An 18,921-nucleotide genomic window follows, 5' to 3' on the forward strand; every position below is an offset into this window, starting at 1 on the left:
CGCTCCCGCTCAGGCCTCCCTGTACCAGTCGGGCAGGAACGACAGGTCGTTGTCCCAGCCGCTGCGGGGGGCCGTGAGCGTCGCGCCCACCGCCGAGACCTCGGCGCGGTGGATCAGCGGCAGCACGTTCTCCGAGACCGCGAGGTCGTTGCAGGTGATCAGGAGCGCCGCGCGCTTGACCGGGTCGAGCTCGCTCTGGGCGGCATTGTAGGCCTTATCGTAGGCGTCGTTGCGCCAGCGCACGACGTTGCGGCCCTGCCACTTGTTGGCCTTCTGGGCCACCTCCCAGGAGGCGTACATGAGCAGCCAGATCGCCGGATCGGCCTGGGTCATGCTGTAGGCGTACATCTCCATGTCGGCGTAGAAATGCGTGCAGGTGTCCGGGTTCGCCGGGTCGGAGGAGAAGAACACCGAGCCGGTCACCGATTTCAGCTCGATCTCGATCCCGGCCTTGGCGGCCGCCTGCTTGATGATCGCCTGGGTCTTCTGACGCGGCGCGTTGATCGAGGTCTGGAAGAGCAGCTTGAGCTTCTTGCCGTCCTTGGCGCGGATGCCGTCGGAGCCCTTCTTCCAGCCGGCCTCGTCGAGCAGCGCGTTGGCCTTGGCCGGGTCGAAGGCGAAGTTGGTGTTCTTCGAGACGAAGCGCTCCGGGCCATTGACCGTGTTGGCGGTGGGCTTGCCGGTGCGGCCGTAGATGTAGGTCTGGATCGACTTGCGGTCGACCAGCAGGTTCATCGCCTGACACACCTTGGGGTCGGAGAAGGCGGGGTGCTTGGTGGTGACCGAGGCGCGCTCGCCGTCGACCTCGACGTTCGGGTCGGTGGCGTTGAGGAGCAGGAACTCGAGCTTGCCGCCGTAGACCACGTCGACCCGGCCCTTGCCGCCGGTCTCCAGGCGCTTGAGCACCTCGTCCTCGATCAGCATGTTCCAGGCGTAGTCGTACTCGCCGGTCTGGAGCACCGCGCGGGCCGCCGAGACCGCGTCGCCGCCGCCCTTCATCTCGATCGTGTCGAAGTACGGCCGGTTCGGCAGGTGGTACTCCGGGTTGCGCTCGCCGCGGACGATGTCGCCGGGCCGGAACTCGACGAACCGGTACGGGCCGGTGCCCACGGGGGCGAGGTTCTGCGGCGCGTCCCGGGACTTGGCGCCGCTATAGGGCCCGAACAGGTGCTTCGGCAGCACCATCCCGACGATGCCCACGAAGGCGTCGCACCAGTAGGGCGTCGGCTTGTCGAACAGCACCCGGACGCTGAGGTCGTCGACCTTCTCGACCTTGCAATCCTTGTAGGAGCCGGCCGTCACCGCCGCGGTGGCGGGGTCGCGGGCGTAGTCCCAGGTGAAGACGAGGTCGTCGGCGGTGAGCGGCTTGCCGTCGTGCCACGTCACGCCGGGCTTGAGCGTCCAGACCACCGAGCGGCCGTCGGCGGCGAGCGCCCCGTTCTCCTTGGACGGGATCGAGGCGGCCAGCACCGGCACGAGGTTGCCGTCCGCGTCCCAGGCGGCGAGCGGCTCGTAGAAGATCCGCGAGGCGTCCTGGTCCTTGGTCCCGATGGCGAAATGCGGGTTGATCAGGGTCGGCGCCTGCCACCAGAGCAGCTTCAGGGCGCCGCCGCCGCCGGCCTTGGTCGGCTTATAGCCGGCCCGGATATCGGCCGCCATCGCGACCCCGTTCCCGGCCAGCATCAGCCCGGCCATGGGCGCGGTGAGGCCGAAAGCCACCATCCGCTGCACGAAGGCGCGCCGCGACAGGCGGCCGCCCTTCACCTGCCCGATGAGGCCGCGCAGATCCCGCTCGTCCATGTACGCATTCCCGTTGACCGCCGCGCGGCACAGCAACATTCCGGTGGCGGCCTTGGCAAGGGGCGGGCCAGTGACGGTTCAACCGAAACGTGTTGAGGAAGGTTCGCTTCGTGCGCAGCATGGCCCCGGCCCTGCATGCCAGTCCCTCTCCTGCCGCACCGAGCCGAGCAGCGCGACGCCGCCGTCTCTGCGAGCGCAGCGAAGCAATCCAGCAGCGCCACGTCCCCTGACCGTGCGCAGCCCTGGGTCGCTTCGCTGCGCTCGCGATGACGGCGCGGAGCCCGCTATGATGGCGCGAACGCGACGCGCGACCTTCCGGGAGACGACACGATGGACAACCGCAACACCGTGTGGCGCCACGTCGACGCGCAGACGGAGCGGCTGATCGCCCTGTCCGACCGGGTCTGGGGCATGCCGGAGGTCTGCTACACGGAAGCGCGCTCCTGCGCCGAGCACGTCGCCGAGCTGCGCCACCAGGGCTTCCGGGTAACCGAGCAGGTCGCCGGCATCCCCACCGCCGTGATGGGCGAGGCCGGTGAAGGCGGGCCTGTCATCGCCTTCCTCGGCGAGTACGACGCCCTGCCGGGCCTGTCGCAGGAGGCGGGCGTCGCCGAGCACCGGCCGGTGGAGGCGGGCGGCCACGGCCACGGCTGCGGCCACAACCTCCTCGGCTCGGCGGCTTTGCTCGCCGCCACCGCCCTGAAGGACTGGCTCGCCGAGACCGGCACCCCCGGCCGCGTGCGCTACTACGGCTGTCCCGCCGAGGAGGGCGGCGCCGCCAAGGCGTTCATGGTCCGCGCCGGCGCCTTCGCGGATGCCGACATCGCGATCACCTGGCATCCGGGCAGCTTCTGGGAGGTGGCGCCGCCGGTGGCGCTCGCCAACACCCGGGCGGACTTCGTCTTCACCGGGCGCACCGCTCACGCGGCGGCCGCGCCCCATCTCGGGCGCTCGGCGCTGGACGCCGTCGAGCTGATGAGCGTCGGCGTGAACTACATGCGGGAGCACATGCCGTCCGACGCGCGGGTCCACTACGCCTATCTCGACGCCGGCGGCATCGCCCCGAACGTCGTCCAGGCCGGCGCCACGGTGCGCTACTCGATCCGGGCGCGCGACCTGCCGGGCATGCTGGCGCTGGTCGAGCGGGTGAAGAAGATCGCCGAGGGCGCCGCCCTGATGACCGAGACCGCCCTCGAGGTGCGGATCGTCAGCGCGGTGTCGAACCTCCTGGGCAACGATCCCCTTGAGCGGGCGCTGCACGGCGTGATGGAAGAACTCGGGCCGCCGCATTTCGACGAGGCCGACCGGGACTTCGCCGGCCAGATCCGCGCGACGCTCACCGACGGCGACATCGATGCGGTGTACCGCGCCATCGGGATGCCCCGCACGGAGGCGCCGCTCGCCGATTTCCTCGTGCCCCTCGACGCGCCGCGCAACCCGGCGGTCGGCTCCACGGATGTCGGCGATGTGAGCTGGGTGGTGCCCACCGTCCAGGCCCACGCGCCGACCGTGGCGATCGGCACGCCGTTCCACACCTGGCAGGTGGTGGCGCAGGGCAAGACCCCGGCGGCCCACAAGGCGATGGTGCAGGTCGCCAAGGCGATGGCCGCCACCGGCGCACGGGCGGTGACCGACGCGGCCCTGCGCGATGCCGCGAAGGCGGACCTCGCCCGCCGGGTCGGCGCGTCCGGCTACGTCTCGCCGCTGCCGCCGGAGGTCGCGCCGCCCCTCGGCATGTCGCTGGGGCGGTGAGGCCCCCTCAGAGCGTCCGGGCGCGGAGCGCCGTCACGACGATCTCGGCCAGGATGACGACGCCGAAGATCGCGGCGAGCACCACGGCGACCTGATCCCAGTAGAGCAGGTTCAGGGCGGTATCGAGCGCGACGCCGATGCCGCCCGCGCCGACCAGCCCGAGCACGGCGGATTCGCGGATGTTGATGTCCCACCGGAACAGCGCGATCGACCAGAAGGCCGGCTTCACCTGCGGCCAGTAGCCGAGCAGCAGCGTCGAGAGCCGGCCGGCGCCCGCGGCCTGCAGGGCCTCGATCGAGCCGCGATTGGCCTCCTCCAGCGCCTCGGCGAACAGCTTGCCGGTGAAGCCGACGGAGCGGAGCGCGATCGCCAGGGTCCCGGCCAGGGGTCCCGGGCCGAACACCGCCACGAACAGCAGCGCCCAGACCAGAGAGTTCACCGAGCGCGAGGTCACGAACACGAACTTGGCGAACAGGTTCAGCGCGCGGTTGGGCGTGACGTTGCGGGCCGCCATCAGCCCGATCGGCACCGCGATCGCGATGGCGATCAGGGTGCCGAGGGTCGCGATGTGGAGCGTCTCAACCAGCGCCCGCAGGGTCGGCCCGACATAGCCGGCATCCATCGGCCACATCCGGCCGAACAGGTCGGCCAGCTGCTCGGGGGCGTCGTAGAGGAATTCCGGGATCACCTCGATGGTGCGCAGGCTCGCCACGAAGGCCGCCACCGCGCAGAGCGTGAAGGCGAGCCGCGCCAGCCGCTTCCACAGGGGGAAGCGCTGCCAGTGGCGCGGGCCGGCGGAAGCGGGGGCGAGGGCGACGCTCACTGGAACACCTTGCGGGCCCAGCCGGAGACGATCTCGGCCACCATGATCAGGGCGACGATGACGATCAGGATCGCCAGCACGACGTCGAAGTCGAAGCGCTGGTAGGCGGTGAACAGCGTCGCGCCGATGCCGCCGCCGCCGACGATGCCCACCATGGTGGAGTTCCGCAGGTTGGAATCGAGCTGGTAGGTGGCGAAGCCGATGAAGCGCGGCAGAACCTGCGGCTGCACGCCCATGATCAGGGTCGACAGGAAGCCGGCACCGGTCGCCCGCACCGCCTCGACCTGCTTCAGGGAGATCTCCTCGATCGCCTCGGCGAACAGCTTGGCGATGAAGCCCACCGAGGCGACGATCAGCGCCATGACGCCGGCGAGCGCCCCGAAGCCGATCGCCTTCACGAACAGGATCGCCACGATGATCGGGTGGAACGATCGGCAGAGCGCGATCAGGATGCGGGTCGGCCACGTCACCCAGGGCGGCATCAGGTTGCGGGCCGCCAGGAAGCCGATCGGCAGGGCGACCGCGATGCCGATCACCGTCGCGATCACGGCGATCTGCAGGCTCTCGAGGATGCCCGACTGGATCAGCTCCCAGCGGGAGAAGTTCGGCGGGAACATCCGGGCCAGGAACTGCTGCCCGTGGGCGAGGCCGCCGGCGAAGCGCTCGGGCGAGAAGCCGAGCTGGGTCGCCGCGTAGACCGCGTAGAGGGCGAGGAGCGCCCAGCCGGCGCGGGCGGTCCAGTTGGGCCGGAACGCGACGCGGCCGGCGGCGTCGGAGGAGGCCGGTCGGGCGGTCGGAATCATTCGAGCCAGTTCTCGCCGCCGTAGATGCCGCGCAGGTCGGCCTCGCTCAGCCGGTCGGGCGGCCCGTCATAGACCACGTGCCCGCCCGACATGCCGACGATCCGCGCCGCGAAGCGCTGGGCGAGCGCCACGTTGTGGATGTTGACCACCACCGGCACGCCGCGCTCGGCCGCGAGCCGGGACAGGATCTCCATGATCTCCACGGAGCTCTTCGGATCGAGGGACGAGGTCGGCTCGTCGGCGAGCACGATCTCGGGCTCCTGCATGATCGCCCGGGCGATGCCGACGCGCTGGCGCTGGCCGCCCGACAGGGCGTCGGCCCGGCGCGTGGCGAAGCCCGACAGGCCGACCGCGTCGAGGAGGTCGAAGGCGCGGGCGATGTCCGCCTCGGGGAAGCGGCGCAGCCACGCGCGCCAAGCCGGCACGTAGCCGAGGCGGCCGCAGAGCAGGTTCTCCATCACCGAGAGGCGCTCGACCAGGTTGTACTCCTGGAACACCATCCCGATCCGGCGGCGCGCCCGGCGCAGGGCGGGGCCGGAGAGCCGGGCGAGGTCCTCGCCGCGGAACAGGATCTCCCCCGCGGTCGGCTGGACCAGCCGGTTGATGCAGCGGATCAGGGTGCTCTTGCCGGTGCCGGACGGCCCGATGATCGCCGTGAGCCCGGTGCCGGGCACCACGAGGTCGATGCCCTTCAGGACCGGCTGGCCGGGCCGGTATTCCTTGGTCAGCCCGCGGATCACCAGGGCGCGGGGATCCTCCGCCCGGGGATCGCCGTCGGGTCCGTCCTTGACCGCGCGCATCGCGCTTCCCGCCGTCACAGCCTGCATCACGGCTTGGGCGCGTCCGCGGCCTTCTTGCGGGCGGCCTCGGCCTCGCGGGCGGCCTCGCGCTCGTAGGCGACCTTGTTGTACGGCGTGCCCGATTCCTCCGCGACCTTGCGGACGATCGCCCAGTCCTTGAGGTAGGTGATCGGCGCGAACCGGTCGTCGCCCTCGAAATCCTTCACCATGTCGGGTGGGAAGCGGAAATCGTAGAAGCACTGCTTCAGCTTCTCGGCGAGGTCCGGCTTGAGATCGTGGGCATAGGCGAAGCCCGAGGTCGGGAACTTCTCGCTCGTGTAGATCACCCGGTAATCGTCGCCCTTGATCGTGCCGCGGGCGACCATCCGGTAGAACACGTCCGAGGCCACCGGGGCGGCGTCGTAGTCGCCGGTGCCGACGCCCAAAGCCGACTTGTCGTGCCCGCCCGAATAGATGAGCTTGTAATCCTCGCCGGGCTTCAGCCCCTGCTCGGGGAAGAGGGCCTTGGGGGCGAGGTTGCCGGAATTCGACGACGGCGCCGTGTGGGCCACCCGCTTGCCCTTCAGGTCGGCCAGCGTCTTGTACGGGCTGCTCGCCTTCACCACGACGATCAGGTTGTAGCCCTCAGACCCCTTCTCGGTGCCCTTGGCGGCGAACGGGACCGCGCCGGCCATGTTGACGGCGAAGCCGAGGGGCCCGGTCGAGAAGCCCGCCACCGTGAGCCGGCCGGAGCGCATCGCCTCGATCTCGGCGGAGTTCGACTGGACCGGATAGTAGACGACCCGCTTGCCCGTGCACTGGCTGAGGTAGGTCGTGAACGGCTTGAACGAGTTCTCGTAGACCGCGGGATCCTCCACCGGCGTGTAGGCGAAGACGATGACGCTCGGGTCGCGGGTCTTGGCCGGGACGTCGGCGACGAGATCCTTGTCGGCGTCGCAATAGGCATCGTCGAGCTGGCCGCGGTTGGGACACGCGTCGGCCCTGACGGGCGACAGGGAACCGAAGCCGCAGAGCAGCGCCAGGGCTGCGCCGTATCGGGCGAATGTCACGCGGTATCCTCCCTGCGGAGCCGTGCCTCGGGCCGGCGCCGTCATGTCCTCGCTCGATCGCGGCCGAGCCTTAAGTCGGCAAACTTGTAGGCGGCGGCTTCCGGGCGATGCAAGGCAGTCCGTGGAACAGAAGTTGAAGGACACGGCCCGGTGACAGGGGCCTGCGGCGGATCCGAAGCGTCCCGTTTCCGTCGGCATCCAGGTGCCCACCGCCGGAGCCCCAGGGCGTGACACCGGGCGCCGAAGGGAAACCGGTTCCGTCCTGGCGCGCCGCGACAGGGCCGCCGCGCCGCTAATACGGTATCGCGCGGCTGTGGAGCGTTTCGATGCGGCGATCAATCCTGTTCCTGACGGCCGGCCTCCTGGCCTGCAGCCCGCGTGCGGCCTCCGCCGAGCCGGCGCAGGACGGCGTCGCCGATCTCGGCAGCTATGCCGCCCGCGTGGAGATGCATCCCTTCGAGAGCCTGACGCTGACCGACCGGCAGTTCCTAGCCGGCACGTCCGAGGGTGCGAAGCCCGTCACGGTCGCCGGGCTCCTGCGCATCGCCAAGCCGGGGTCGGAGCGGTTGCCGACCGTGATCCTGATGCACGGCTCCGGGGGCCTCGGCGGCAACATCGAGTTCTGGCAGCGGGCGCTGGCGGCGCGGGGGATCTCGACCTTCGCCATCGACGGCTTCACCGGCCGGGGCCTGACCAGCGTCAACACCGATCAGAGTCTCCTCGCGCGCACGAACCTGATCCTCGACATCTACCGGGCGCTGGGCGTGCTGGCCCAGCATCCGCGGGTCGATCCGGCGCGCATCGCCGTGATGGGCTTCTCGCGCGGCGGCCAGGCTGCGCTGTATGCCAGCCTCAAGCGCTTCGACGCGGCCTGGAACCGCTCCGGCGTCACCCCCGCCCTCTACCTGCCGGTCTATCCCGACTGCGCGATCCGATTCCGGGACGACACCGCCCTGGTGGACCGGCCGATCCGGATGTTCGGGGGCAGCGGCGACGATTACAATCCGGCCGCGACCTGCGCCGCCTACGCCGAGCGACTGAAGGCGGCCGGCGCCGATGTCGGCCTGACCGTCTATCCCGGCGCGCAGCACGTCTTCGACAACCCGAACGGGCCGGCCCACCCCGTGGTCGCCAAGGGCGCGCAGACGGTCCGGGCCTGCGCGATCCGCGAGGCGGAGGACGGCGCCCTCGTGGAGGGCCCGAACGCCACGCCGTTCACCTATACCGCCCCGTGCGTGCAGCACGACCCGCATATCGGCTCCGACGCCGCCGCCCGCGCCGCGACCCTGTCGAGCGTCTCGGACGCGCTCGAGGCCGCGTTCCGGCGGCCGTGACGGCCGGATCGACGCCGGATCGACGCCGGATCGACGCCGTGCAGGCGTCACTGGAGATCGATGACCGTCCGTCCCGACGGATGGGCCCGCGGTGCGGGCTCCCGCCTGTTGCCGAGGAAATCCGTCGGCGGCAGGGCGCCGGGCTTGGCGCCGGGCTTGGCGACCGGGGCGCCGCGCGCGGCCTGCACCACCTGTTCGGGGCGCTCGGATGTGGCCGGCCCCGCGACCGGCGGCAGGGGCGCCACCACGCGTCCCTCCGCCTGATCGAGGCAGCGCCGCAGGGCGCCCGGGTCCGGCAGCAAGGTGCAATCGTTCACCGAGAGCGGGCTCGGCTGCGCGGCGGCGGGGGCCGCACCGAGGCCGGCCAGCAGGGCCAGGACGGCCTTGGCTTGCCGGGACCTGGCTTGCCGGGACCGGGTCGGGATCATGGCTGCGCCTGCCGGATCCGCGGGTTGACCTGCCGGATCTCGACCTCGCTCGGCTCCGACGGAAGCAGCCTGCGTGGGACCGGCGCCCCGACGCGGCCAGCCTGCTGCTGCGCCTGGGGCGCCATCGGCTGCGGGGACGGAGCATTGGCCCGGACCTGCTGCGGCGGCTGTGCGGGCGCGTCCGCCTGGTCGAGCCGGCCGAGCCGCACCCGCACATACGCGACCGAGCGGTTGGCCGCATCGAACCCGCACTCGTAGGTCACCCGCACCCATTCCTTCGCGGGGCTGAGGAAGCGGATCGAATCCCCCCGATAGCGCACCACCGTGGCGGCGCCCTCGGGCGCCTCCGCCTGCTGGAAGATCTTGGCGAAGGGCCGCGAGACCCACTCGAAATCCGTCGGCGCCTGCGCCTCGATCCGCGGCGCGCAGATCTGGGACGCGATCTCGTTGTTGGCGCGCACGCAGGTGGCGTCGCAGCCCGCGGGGGCGGGCGCCGGTTGCGTCGACGCGGCCCTGGCGGAGGCTGGCTGCTGCGCGGGCGGTGTCTGTGGTGAGGCTGCCGGCGGGGCCGGGGCCGCGGGCGGAGCCTCGGCCGAGTTGGCGCCGACGGACCCCAGGGTCGCGGTGGCGAGCAGGACCTGCATCAGCGATCGGCCGCGCTGCCTCATCGTAGCCTCCCACCCAACGCATATCGCAGACGATTTTTCGTCTTGCGGTGAATTCGATCTCTTCGTCGTCCGCGAAAACCTTTCGGCTCAAGCACAGTCGACGGATCCTAAGCGGCGACGGCGGCATGGCCCTGTGAGACCCGTCCCACATCACCTTTCGGAGCATTCTTGCTTGGCCAGCAACATACCACTTTCAGCCATAACTGATGTGACCAATTTAACACGCCTATACCGACCTGTGATGGCACTAACGAAGACTGCCTATCCCGTGGAATGGATTCTAAGTCAGCGATCGCGGCAGGGCCACTTTAAACAGTTGAGAATGTTCGTCTTTCGACGCGCCATCCATACTGAATTCACGGCATTTTTATCTGAAAAATGAATCCAGAAAATTGTAAAGATTGTAGATTTTTGCCTAACTCACGCTTGACACCCATCATCGGCTTATGGATACGCTTAACAAGCCGTTAAATCGCTGTAACGATAGAGCGACTGCGATGGCATAGATTGTGTTCGAGAGGACACATAAATAAAAATGGGAGTTTATCTATGTTCAAGTCAGTTGTTCTGGCGTCCGTGGCGGTCGCCGGTCTGACGGCCTTTGCGACAGGCGCCTCGGCGCAGTCCCAGACCCCCGTCATGGGCGCTGGAACTACCGCGAACGAAGCCTTCGTCATCCAGCGCGGTCTATCGAACTCCGCGACTGTCGATCAGACCGGAACGAACAATAAGGCCGGCAAGCTCTCGACCAATGTCGACCTGTCAGTCCCGAATCTGTCGGAGAGCAACCTGAACGGCGTCTCGAACGGCGCCCAGACCATTCTGCAGAACGGTGCGTTCAACGAACTGAAGGTCACGCAGGGCGGCTCGAACAACACCGTGAGCACGATCGCCGGCAATCGCTACGGCAATCCGACGATCGGCGTCGCCAACGGCTCGTTCCAGCAAGGCATCGCCAACTCCGTCGACTCGAATCAGCTCGGGACCAACGGCGTGGCGCAGTTCCAGCAGAACGGCGACAAGAACAAGGCGTGGATCACCGCCGAGGCCGGATCGAAGAACACCTACGCGGGCATTTTCCAGTTCAACGGCGACAACAACAGGGCCCGCATCACGCAAGACTACAGAGCTGACAACGCCTATGCCGCGATCGTCCAGTCCGGCGACTATAACGTAGGCAACATCAGCCAGAACGGCAACACCAACTACGCCGCCCTGCTCCAGATCGGCCGAGGCAACGAGGCGTCGATCACGCAGACCGGATCGTCTGTCGGCGCCTTCGGCTATCAGAACGGCTTCGGCAATTATGGATCCATCACGCAGTCGGCGAACTCGGCCAATGCTGCTTTCGCGCAGATCGGCGGCTTCAACAGCGTGACGATCCGCCAGCACTAATGGATCGGGCTGAGGCCCATCCCCAGTCTGACGTGTCCTGGAAGGGGCGCTCCTGCGGGAGCGTCCCTTCTCTCGCCATCCCAGCGTCTTCGATCGCAGGCGCAGTCTCGATCATGCCCAGCCTCACCGTCGATCCGCCCGTCCTCTGTCGCGTGGTCGAGAGCCGCTCGGCCGAAACGACGCGTCTGGCTCTTCGCGTCGAGGCGCCCCGCGGCACCGCAGGGCGGTACAGCCTGGTCGTGCGGAAATCGGATCCGGCAGGCACCGCGACGATGCAGCAGGGCGGTGGCTTCGACCTCGCCCCCGGCGAAACCCGGGATGTCGGCAATCTGACCGTCAGCGTCCTGCCGAACGGCCAGCTCCGGATCGACGCGTCCGTGCTGATCGACGGGCGCAAGATCAACTGCGGTCATATCAGCATATACGATCTTTGATCGGCTGATCGATAATCGCCGATGTCAGTCGGTTGACATACCACTTTTTCGTTATCGGGAAATTATCCGTCGATTCATTGACATGGGCTGCCAACGGCGGCAGCGGGTCGATTCTTATCAGAATTCATTGTGCCATAGTCACCACACGCCGGCTTAGAAGCCGTGTGGATAAGATATTTTGCTGTACGTTATCGAATAGCACTGATTTAAGGTGGGCCAAACAAGCAGGGGGGACAGATGATGCGCCGCACGCGCCGCAGCCGGACCGCAGGTCAAGTGCTGCTCTTCGTCCTCCCGCTCATGGCCGGCTCGGCGGCGGCCCAGGATCGCGTCGCGATCGAACAGATCCAAGCCCTAGCCCAACGCGCCGCGGCCGGTGCTCCGGGGCGGGCGATCCAGGAGAGCGACTACATCCTGGGCAACCAGTCCGGCATCCTGCTGCTCAGCCCGAGCCTCCCGCCCCAGCCGGCAGCCAATCAAGCCCGGGCCCTTCAGGTCGGAACAGGCAACATCTCCACGATCGACATGTCGGGCTACGGGAATGTCGCGATCCAGAGCATCATCGGCGCGCGCAATACGGTGACGCAGCAGCAGACAGGCTCCTACAATCAGTCGACAGTCTCGGTCTTCGGCGATTCCAACACCGTCGGCACCCGGCAGGACGGCAGCGGCGCGGTCGCGACGATCACGGTCCGCGGCGACAACAACGCCATCTCGGCGCAGCAGCAGGGCAACAACGCCCTGCCGATCAGCATCACGCAAGTCGGCAACGGCGCCAACGTCTCGGTCACCCGGAGGTAACCCCATGCGCTTGTCCCGTCTCCTCGGGCCGCTCGTCTGCGGCACGGCTCTCCTTGCGGGCGTAGAGGCGCAGGCCAGCAGCCTCGTCTACCAGCCGATCAACCCGTCCTTCGGGGGAAGCCCCCTGAACGGCGCCTGGCTGCAGGCCGAGGCCGCCGCCCAGAACGACGCGCAACGGTCCGCCCAGCGCGACCAGCAGCTGTTCTCGGCGGCCCAGAGCAACGCCAACACCAAGACCCCCGGTCAGATTTTCGCCCAGCAGTTGCAGACGCAGATCTACAGCTCGCTGGCGAACCAGATCACCCAGGCCCTCTTCGGCGAGAACGCCCAGCAGAGTGGCAGCTACAGCTTCGGCGGATCCCAGGTCACGTTCCAGCGTCTGGGGACCAACATCCAGCTCCAGATCTTCGACGGCCAGTCGACCACCACCATCGTCGTCCCGGCGACGGCGGCGGCCGGCGGCAGCGCGATCGCCACGACGCCGCTCTCGGGCGCGCCCTGAAGCCGGGCGCAGGACGATGGAAACCGATCATCCTTGGCGGCCGGCTTCGCCGACCTGTGCCGCGCGAGCGGACGCGGCGGACCGGCATGCGGACCGGAACGGAGACGGCGTTGCCCGTGCGTAGCCTTCTGAACAGCCTGGTCGGCGCCGTCATCCTGTGTGCGGGCCTCGCCGCCTGCGCCCCCTGGGAGCGGGAGCTGCTCGCCCAGGCCCCGGTGGTGACGCCGCCGTCGCCCACCGACCTCAATCTGGAGACGCTGCCGCCGCCGACTCGCCGGGTCGACATCGCGATCTACAGCTTCCCGGACCTCACCGGTCAGAACAAGCCGAACGACAACATCGCGGAATATTCCCGCGCGGTCACGCAGGGCGGGGGCGCCTTCGTGGTCGACGCCCTGCGGCGCGCCGGCCGCGGCCAGTGGTTCTCGGTGGTGGAGCGCACCGGTCTCGCCAATCTGCTGCAGGAGCGGCAGCTCATCCGGGCCACGCGCCAGGAATTCGAGGGCGTGGAGGCCAAGCCGCTGCCGCCGATCCGGTTCGCCGGCCTGATCGTGGAGGGCGGCATCATCGGCTACGATGCCAACACCGTCACGGGCGGCGCCGGCGCCAACCTTCTGGGCATCGGCGGCGACACCAAATACCGGCGCGACGAGGTGACGGTGGCGATGCGCATCGTCTCCGTGCAGAGCGGCGAGGTGCTCAACAGCGTCACGGTGACGAAGACGATCTACTCGGTCGCCCTCAACGCCAACGCGTACCGCTACGTGGCGGTGGCCAAGCTGCTGCAGGTCGAGGCGGGCGTGACCCGCAACGAGCCGACCCAGATGGCCGTCCGCGAGGCGATCGACCTCGCCGTCTACGCGACGATCATGGAAGGCACGCGCAAGAAGCTCTGGCGCTTCCGGGACCCGGTGCTCGGGACGCGCTTGGTCGACGCGTACCTCGCCCGCGACAAGCCGACGCCGCTCGAGGTTCCGGCCGCAGAGGCGCCGGTGGCGCCGGTGGGGCCGGTGGTGGTCAAGTCCTGAACCGCCATGCTGGAGCCCGTCGCACGCCCGCTCCAGTTCGGCCACCGCCGCAGGGGCGTGCGGGGGCCGCTCGCCCTCTGTCTCGTTCTGGCCGCCGCCCTGACCCCGATCATCGCGCCCCGGGCATCGAGCACCGCGCGTGCCCCGATGGCGCCGGATGCGGCCGACCTCACACCCTTCGCGCAAAGTGCGCCGCCGCCGATTGGGCCAGTGGCCAGCCTGGTCCGGTGGCCGGCGATCAGTCCGGCGATCAGTCCGGCCATGGCCGACCTTCTGGTCCTGGATCGGGGCGCGTTCCAGCCGATCGATGCCGCGTCGCTGCTGTTCTCGCGGGGTGATGGCGACCTGGACCGGCTGATCGCGACCGCGGCCGCGGCCAACGACCTGCCGCCCGACTTCTTCCTGCGCCTTCTGCGTCAGGAGAGCGGCCTCAATCCCTATGCGGTCAGTCCGGTCGGCGCACAGGGAATCGCCCAGTTCATGCCCGGGACCGCCGCCGAGCGCGGCCTGCGAAACCCGTTCGATCCCGTGGAGGCGATTCCGAAATCCGCCGAACTCCTGCGCGAGCACCGCGCGCGCTTCGGCAATCTCGGTTTGGCGGCCGCCGCGTACAATGCCGGCCCTCAGCGCGTGCGCGGATGGCTCGACGGCCGTTCGGGCATGCCCGCCGAGACGCGCGACTACGTGATCCGCATCACGGGCCGCCCCCTGGAGGAGTGGGCCCTGCAGAGCGGCCGGTCCCTGCCGGGGACGGCGCTGGCCTTCCTCGCCCCGCGCAGTCTCGGCTCTGCCTGGGCCGGCCGCGCCGACCCGCTCCTGCGTCCTGCGTCCCTGCTGGGGACCGAGCCGGTCTTGCGCGACGGGCCCGTGCCGTCGACGGCGCGCTCCGCCAGGACGAGGCCCCAGCGCCCGTCGGCACGGAGCCCGCAGCCGCGCTCCGAGCAGGCCCTCTGCGCGGTCCTGAACGGCGAAGGCCGCACCTGCCTCGTCCAGGCGGTCTATTGAGGGGGCGCGAGCTGCTCGATCCGGACCGCCTGGGCGGGCGTGGTCGGCTGGCGGCTCTGCCGAAGCCTGCGCCGCTTCCCGCGCCGTGATGCCCCCGCCGCCGGGATTGGGCCCGCCGCCTCAAGCAGGGACCGGTCGATCACCGGCGCCCGCTGAAACGCAGCCGGTCGCGGGCCGGGCGCGAGGCGCTGCCCCTCGTAGAGTTCGATGCAGTCCCGGAGGGCCGTCGGGTCGCGGATGAAGGTGCAGTCGTTCACGTTCGGCACCGGCGCGCCCTGCGCCGCAGCGGCGGTGATGCTCCCCGCGGCGGCGGCGGCGAACACAATCGTCCGCAGTGCAAATCCGGACATGGACGAACCTCACGGCCGTGCAGGCGAGTCGCTGCGTCGGCCTGAACCTACATTATTCAGCGTCTATCAGAACATTCACCTATCCTGCCAGTTCCGAAATTCTGATTTCGCTCGATCTCCAGAGGCCAGATCTGGGCCGCGGCCGCCGGTCGGGCGCGCGGCCGAGGCCCGCCCGACTTCGCTGCCCCGTTTCGCAGCATCGACCGGCGCACGGCGGACCGCCGCGCCGCCGAGGGGGCCATCTCTACATCCGCAAGTCATATCGGCGAGACGGCCGGCTCCTGGTGGCCTGCAAGCGGCGGAACCTGGCGCAGGCGCCCCCTCGTCCGACCGATGCCTCCAGGACGGGCCTGATCGGCAACGGCACGGCGATCCGGTGGGATGTCGGTGAGGGCCGCTCGAAGCGATCCGCCGGAGCGCGGCAAGCTGCAGCGCCAAAAGGACTGCCCCTTCACGGGGGGGCGGATCACTCTGCCGACGGCCCCGTGCAGCCCGCACGGTCCGCCTAAGGGATGGCGTCACAGTCCGCTGAGTGACGGCATCGGGTCGAACGCAGCCGTTCGCGCGGCCAATCCGGCCGCGTTCAGATTCTAGACGCCGGCCCGCGATGGCCCGCCCACCTGCCGCACGGCTTCGCCGGCGATCATCGCGGCCGCAACCGCGACGTTGAGCGAGCGCAGTCCGGGCCGGATCGGCACCACGATCCGGGCATCGGCCGCCGCGTGCACCGCCTCCGGTACGCCGGCGGATTCGCGTCCCATCATCACGCAATCGTCCGGGCGGAAGGCGAAGTCCGTGTAGGGCAGGGCGCCCGCCGTGGTTGCGAGGACGAGCCGGATCCCGGCCTCGGCCCGCCACGCCGCGAAGGCCGCGAAGGAGCGGTGCCGCGTGATCGCCACGTGGTCGAGGTAGTCGAGCCCGGAGCGGCGCAGGTGCCGGTCGGAGACATCGAAGCCCGCGGGTTCCACGATCTCCACCGCGAGCCCCAGGCAGGCGGCCATGCGCAGCATCGTGCCGGTGTTCTGGGGAATGTCGGGCTGGTAGAGGGCGAGGCGGAGCATGACACCCGCCTTGTGCGGGGTGGGGCCCGCGCCGTCAAAGGCCCGCGCCGACGACGCACAGCCGGCAAACCGCCGCGGCGGCCCCCGTCGACGCCGAGACCGGGCGGAACTTAAGCCCCGCCAGAACCTTGAGGCGGCGCCACCCCATGTTCGGCCTCCGTCTGAAAGACCTGCTCCGATGCGCACCCCGCTCCTCGCCTCGGCCCTCCTGCTGGCCGGCCTCGCCACCGCCTCGGCGCAGACCGACGGCACCAAGCCGGACGGCGGCAGCGCCGCGACCCCGGTTCCCGGCGCACCCGCCACCATGGCCGACAACCTGCGCCCGACCTTCGTGGCTCAGACCCCCGACGACATGGTCGCCAGCAAGCTGATCGGCTCCAGCGTCGTCAACGGCGCCAACGAGACGATCGGGCAGATCGCCGATTTCGTCCTCGACCAGAAGGGCGCCGTGAAGGCCTGGATCATCGGGGTCGGCGGCTTCCTGGGGATCGGCTCGAAATACGTCGCGGTCGACCCGTCCGTGCTCAAGCTCGACCGCACCGACGGCAAGACCCTTCAGGCACGGATCGACACGACCAAGGACCAGCTCCGGGCGGCGCCGGAATACGTCTATCTCGGCAAGGAGCCGCCGAAGGGCGCCGCTCCGGCGAGCCCCGCGGGGGAGCCGGCGCAGAAGCCCTGACCGCGCCGACGGCGCGGGGCCGGGCGGCCGGCGGCACCGCGCCGGCTTGCCTCCGCGCGCCGTTGTGTGCTGTGCCGGCCTCCCCCGGAGGTCGGAACCCGTCCCATGCGCCGCGCCCTCGTCCCGCTTCTCGCCTTCTGCCTCGGCCTCGTGGGCCTCACCGGGGCGGCGGTGTTCGCGTTCCTGCCCGACAAGGCGCCGGTGGGCGTACCCGGCGTCGGCGGCCCGTTCACCCTCGTGAACCAGGACGGACGCACCGTCACCGAGCGCGATTTCGCCGGGGCCACCCATCTCGTGTTCTTCGGCTTCACTCACTGCCCGGATGTCTGCCCGACCACCCTGCAGCAGATCTCCGCCGTGCTGGCCGCCCTCGGGCCGAAGGGCCAGGCGATGCGGGTCGCCTTCATCACGGTGGATCCCGAGCGGGACGATCCGGCGAGCCTGAAGACCTACCTGTCGAGTTTCGATCCGCGCATCACCGGCCTCACCGGGACCCCCGAGCAGGTCACCGCCACCGAGAAGGCGTACCGGGCCTATGCCCGCAAGGTGCCGGCCAAGGACGGCGACTACACGATGGAGCATACCGCCCTGGTGTACATCATGGACGCGCAGAACCACTTCCTCGGCGCCCTCGACCTGACCCGGCCGGCCGACGAGGTCGCTGCGCAGCTCGCCAGGAAGATCTGAGCGCGGGGTGGTCCGGCCGGGGACGCGCTACAGCGTCATCCCGGCATGGAAGCGGTCGGGGGAGAGGGGCAGCAGGAACTGCACGCCGAAGCCGCCCTCGAAATAGCGGACCAGCCGCCCCGGCGTGCTGCCCACCGTGACGGCGGCGCCGAGAGGCAGCGGCACCGGGCAGGAGATCGCCACGCCCGACATCGAGATGTCGATGAGGCGTGCCCTGATCTCGCGGCCGCTCTCGACGCGCAGGATCACGGCCGTGTTGGTCGGGACGAGACGCTCGTGCGAGCGCCCCTCCGGCAGCCCCAGCATCTCCCGGTTGGCCAGCCAGGTGAGCTGGGAGGCGAGCTTGTCCCGCTTGCGCGGCGTGGCGTTGAGCTGGACCGCAAAGCCGTCCGCGCAGGGGCGGGCGATCACGCCTTCGATCCGGCCGATATGCTCCAGGTAGAGCACCACGCGTTCGCCGACTTCGCCCTGCACCGCGCAGGTCAGCCGCACGCCGCCCGGCGACATGTCCACCGTCTGGCAGGGGTACTCCCGACGATCGGCCAGCATGTAGCGGCCGAGCACGGCGACCCGCACGCGCTGGTGCCGGCGCTGGTCGGCCGCACCGCGCGCCGGCTCGGGGGGCGCCCCGCGTCGATCTGTTCCGGCGGTGGCCGCGACCGCGATCATTCCGAGATAGGTCCTACGCCGAGATAAAGGCCGGTACAGACTAAGCTCGGACTGTTACGAAACCCTTTTTTCCTGCTTCTGCGTGTTTCGGCCCTGTAGAAGCATTCACTATCGGACGTTGCCTCGACGGGCGCGATCGACTTTCGCCGTGACGGTGTTCTCGGATTCCCGCGCGGATCCGCTCGTGGCAGCGAGCGTCATCCCAGTGAATCTTCGAATGAATACAATCCTCAGGCGCGTCCGCCGGCGTGGACGAGGAGGTGACCGTGGCGCACCGGTCCGGGATAGGTGGCGCTCGTGCGCACGGCGGTGCGGGCGGGCGGCCCCGCCTCGGGACGGCGGCTGGGCAGGATGCGTAGGGAGGTTGTCTCGGCTTCCATCAGCGGGCGCAGGCCGAGCCAGTGCGGCGCACCGTCGAGGCTCAGGGTGCCGAGGGCGCGGACCTGGGTCCGGCCGCGGTGGCGCAGGGGCAGGAGCAGGAGTTCGAGGTCCGCCGCCTCGCCGGCCGCATTCGTGCCGCGCAGGCCCGCCACGACGCCGAGCGTGTCGCTGGCGACGATCTCGACGATCCGCCAGGGATCCGGGGCCCGGGAGCCCCAGAGCCGGGCGAAGGGCTCACCCTTCAGTTCACGGCCATACAGGGCGCAGACCCGCGTCCCTGCGAGCCGGATCGTCGCGGAACGGGCGAGCATGTCGAGTTCCAAAATCAGGCTGTCGGCGAGAAGGTGCCGGATCTCGCCCGGCTCGATCTCGGCGCGCTCCGGAGCAGCCCGCTCTCCGCGCAGGCGCTCCCAGTAGGCGTGGAGCATGCGGCTGGTGGGATGTTTCATCGGTGTCCCGATTCTCAACG

General features: G+C 69.7%; 21 protein-coding genes. 10 read left to right on the plus strand and 11 right to left on the minus strand.

All coding sequences use genetic code 11. From position 1 onward, the window contains the following. Nucleotides 1-9: 9 nt before the first annotated feature. Nucleotides 10-1,800 (minus strand): peptide ABC transporter substrate-binding protein, encoded by a 1,791-nt coding sequence (locus BM396_RS09055; protein ID WP_043379063.1) that lies wholly within the window; start codon nucleotides 1,798-1,800, stop codon nucleotides 10-12. 330 nt (nucleotides 1,801-2,130) lie between these two features. On the opposite strand from BM396_RS09055, the gene BM396_RS09060 reads away from it, so the two are divergent. After that, nucleotides 2,131-3,552 (plus strand): M20 family metallopeptidase, encoded by a 1,422-nt coding sequence (locus BM396_RS09060; protein WP_043379066.1) that lies wholly within the window; start codon nucleotides 2,131-2,133, stop codon nucleotides 3,550-3,552. Between the two features lie 7 nt (nucleotides 3,553-3,559). Here the strand turns inward: BM396_RS09060 and phnE (BM396_RS09065) are convergent, their stop codons facing one another. From phnE (BM396_RS09065) to phnD, 4 genes are read right to left on the minus strand one after another with little or no spacing between them, the layout of a single operon-like run. Further along, nucleotides 3,560-4,375, minus strand: coding sequence for a phosphonate ABC transporter, permease protein PhnE (gene phnE / locus BM396_RS09065; RefSeq protein WP_043379068.1), 816 nt, complete (start codon nucleotides 4,373-4,375; stop codon nucleotides 3,560-3,562). Beyond that, nucleotides 4,372-5,178, minus strand: a complete 807-nt coding sequence (phnE, locus tag BM396_RS09070) for a phosphonate ABC transporter, permease protein PhnE (RefSeq protein ID WP_043356475.1) — start codon at nucleotides 5,176-5,178, stop codon at nucleotides 4,372-4,374. Before phnE (BM396_RS09070) ends, phnE (BM396_RS09065) begins: the two co-directional genes overlap by 4 nt. After that, complete coding sequence (gene phnC / locus BM396_RS09075; RefSeq protein WP_051045083.1) at nucleotides 5,175-5,978, minus strand: phosphonate ABC transporter ATP-binding protein; 804 nt, start codon at nucleotides 5,976-5,978, stop codon at nucleotides 5,175-5,177. The genes phnE (BM396_RS09070) and phnC overlap by 4 nt, the downstream gene beginning before the upstream one ends. 26 nt (nucleotides 5,979-6,004) lie before the next feature. Next, the gene (phnD, locus tag BM396_RS09080; protein WP_043353999.1) at nucleotides 6,005-7,027 is read right to left on the minus strand and encodes a phosphate/phosphite/phosphonate ABC transporter substrate-binding protein; all 1,023 of its coding nucleotides are present in this window, start codon (nucleotides 7,025-7,027) and stop codon (nucleotides 6,005-6,007) included. Nucleotides 7,028-7,353: 326 nt separating this feature from the next. On the opposite strand from phnD, the gene BM396_RS09085 reads away from it, so the two are divergent. Further along, a complete protein-coding gene (locus BM396_RS09085; RefSeq protein WP_043379071.1) occupies nucleotides 7,354-8,361 on the plus strand; it encodes a dienelactone hydrolase family protein in 1,008 nt (335 codons plus the stop codon). A 47-nt stretch (nucleotides 8,362-8,408) separates the two neighbouring features. Here the strand turns inward: BM396_RS09085 and BM396_RS09090 are convergent, their stop codons facing one another. Both BM396_RS09090 and BM396_RS09095 read right to left on the minus strand, forming a co-directional pair. After that, the gene (locus BM396_RS09090) at nucleotides 8,409-8,789 is read right to left on the minus strand and encodes a hypothetical protein (RefSeq protein ID WP_043379074.1); all 381 of its coding nucleotides are present in this window, start codon (nucleotides 8,787-8,789) and stop codon (nucleotides 8,409-8,411) included. Further along, the gene (locus BM396_RS09095; RefSeq protein WP_139239473.1) at nucleotides 8,786-9,457 is read right to left on the minus strand and encodes a hypothetical protein; all 672 of its coding nucleotides are present in this window, start codon (nucleotides 9,455-9,457) and stop codon (nucleotides 8,786-8,788) included. Before BM396_RS09095 ends, BM396_RS09090 begins: the two co-directional genes overlap by 4 nt. 576 nt (nucleotides 9,458-10,033) lie before the next feature. Here BM396_RS09095 and BM396_RS09100 point away from each other — a divergent pair. The 6 genes from BM396_RS09100 to BM396_RS09125 all read left to right on the plus strand — a co-directional run bounded on the left by BM396_RS09100 (nucleotide 10,034) and on the right by BM396_RS09125 (nucleotide 14,622). After that, nucleotides 10,034-10,852, plus strand: a complete 819-nt coding sequence (locus BM396_RS09100) for a hypothetical protein (protein WP_170867475.1) — start codon at nucleotides 10,034-10,036, stop codon at nucleotides 10,850-10,852. Nucleotides 10,853-11,004: 152 nt separating this feature from the next. Then, nucleotides 11,005-11,286, plus strand: a complete 282-nt coding sequence (gene csgH, locus BM396_RS09105; RefSeq protein WP_139239475.1) for a curli-like amyloid fiber formation chaperone CsgH — start codon at nucleotides 11,005-11,007, stop codon at nucleotides 11,284-11,286. A 237-nt stretch (nucleotides 11,287-11,523) separates the two neighbouring features. Continuing rightward, nucleotides 11,524-12,087 carry a hypothetical protein gene (locus BM396_RS09110; protein WP_244538848.1) on the plus strand — a complete coding sequence of 188 codons (564 nt, stop codon included), beginning with the start codon at nucleotides 11,524-11,526 and terminating at the stop codon, nucleotides 12,085-12,087. A 4-nt stretch (nucleotides 12,088-12,091) separates the two neighbouring features. Beyond that, complete coding sequence (locus BM396_RS09115; RefSeq protein ID WP_043355333.1) at nucleotides 12,092-12,589, plus strand: curli assembly protein CsgF; 498 nt, start codon at nucleotides 12,092-12,094, stop codon at nucleotides 12,587-12,589. 116 nt (nucleotides 12,590-12,705) lie between these two features. After that, entirely contained in the window at nucleotides 12,706-13,617 is a 912-nt protein-coding gene (locus BM396_RS09120; protein WP_043379424.1) for a CsgG/HfaB family protein, read from the plus strand. A 6-nt stretch (nucleotides 13,618-13,623) separates the two neighbouring features. After that, complete coding sequence (locus BM396_RS09125) at nucleotides 13,624-14,622, plus strand: lytic transglycosylase domain-containing protein (protein WP_043379084.1); 999 nt, start codon at nucleotides 13,624-13,626, stop codon at nucleotides 14,620-14,622. Here the strand turns inward: BM396_RS09125 and BM396_RS09130 are convergent. Together BM396_RS09130 and BM396_RS09135 are read right to left on the minus strand one after the other, a co-directional pair. Next, nucleotides 14,616-14,972 (minus strand): hypothetical protein, encoded by a 357-nt coding sequence (locus BM396_RS09130; RefSeq protein ID WP_043355336.1) that lies wholly within the window; start codon nucleotides 14,970-14,972, stop codon nucleotides 14,616-14,618. The two genes, BM396_RS09125 and BM396_RS09130, sit on opposite strands and share 7 nt — an antisense overlap. A 590-nt stretch (nucleotides 14,973-15,562) precedes the next feature. Then, nucleotides 15,563-16,033, minus strand: a complete 471-nt coding sequence (locus BM396_RS09135; RefSeq protein ID WP_043379087.1) for a tRNA (cytidine(34)-2'-O)-methyltransferase — start codon at nucleotides 16,031-16,033, stop codon at nucleotides 15,563-15,565. A gap of 178 nt (nucleotides 16,034-16,211) precedes the next feature. On the opposite strand from BM396_RS09135, the gene BM396_RS09140 reads away from it, so the two are divergent. Further along, the gene (locus BM396_RS09140) at nucleotides 16,212-16,715 is read left to right on the plus strand and encodes a PRC-barrel domain-containing protein (RefSeq protein WP_043355339.1); all 504 of its coding nucleotides are present in this window, start codon (nucleotides 16,212-16,214) and stop codon (nucleotides 16,713-16,715) included. Nucleotides 16,716-16,820: 105 nt separating this feature from the next. Then, entirely contained in the window at nucleotides 16,821-17,402 is a 582-nt protein-coding gene (locus BM396_RS09145) for an SCO family protein (RefSeq protein WP_043355341.1), read from the plus strand. A 27-nt stretch (nucleotides 17,403-17,429) separates the two neighbouring features. Here BM396_RS09145 and BM396_RS09150 read toward each other — a convergent pair whose 3' ends face one another. Together BM396_RS09150 and BM396_RS09155 are read right to left on the minus strand one after the other, a co-directional pair. Beyond that, a complete protein-coding gene (locus BM396_RS09150) occupies nucleotides 17,430-18,071 on the minus strand; it encodes a PilZ domain-containing protein (RefSeq protein WP_043355343.1) in 642 nt (213 codons plus the stop codon). A 230-nt stretch (nucleotides 18,072-18,301) separates the two neighbouring features. Beyond that, nucleotides 18,302-18,901, minus strand: a complete 600-nt coding sequence (locus BM396_RS09155) for a PAS domain-containing protein (protein WP_043379090.1) — start codon at nucleotides 18,899-18,901, stop codon at nucleotides 18,302-18,304. Nucleotides 18,902-18,921 lie beyond the last annotated feature (20 nt).

Source organism: Methylobacterium sp. UNCCL125, from assembly GCF_900116795.1.
Lineage (GTDB): Bacteria > Pseudomonadota > Alphaproteobacteria > Rhizobiales > Beijerinckiaceae > Methylobacterium > Methylobacterium fujisawaense.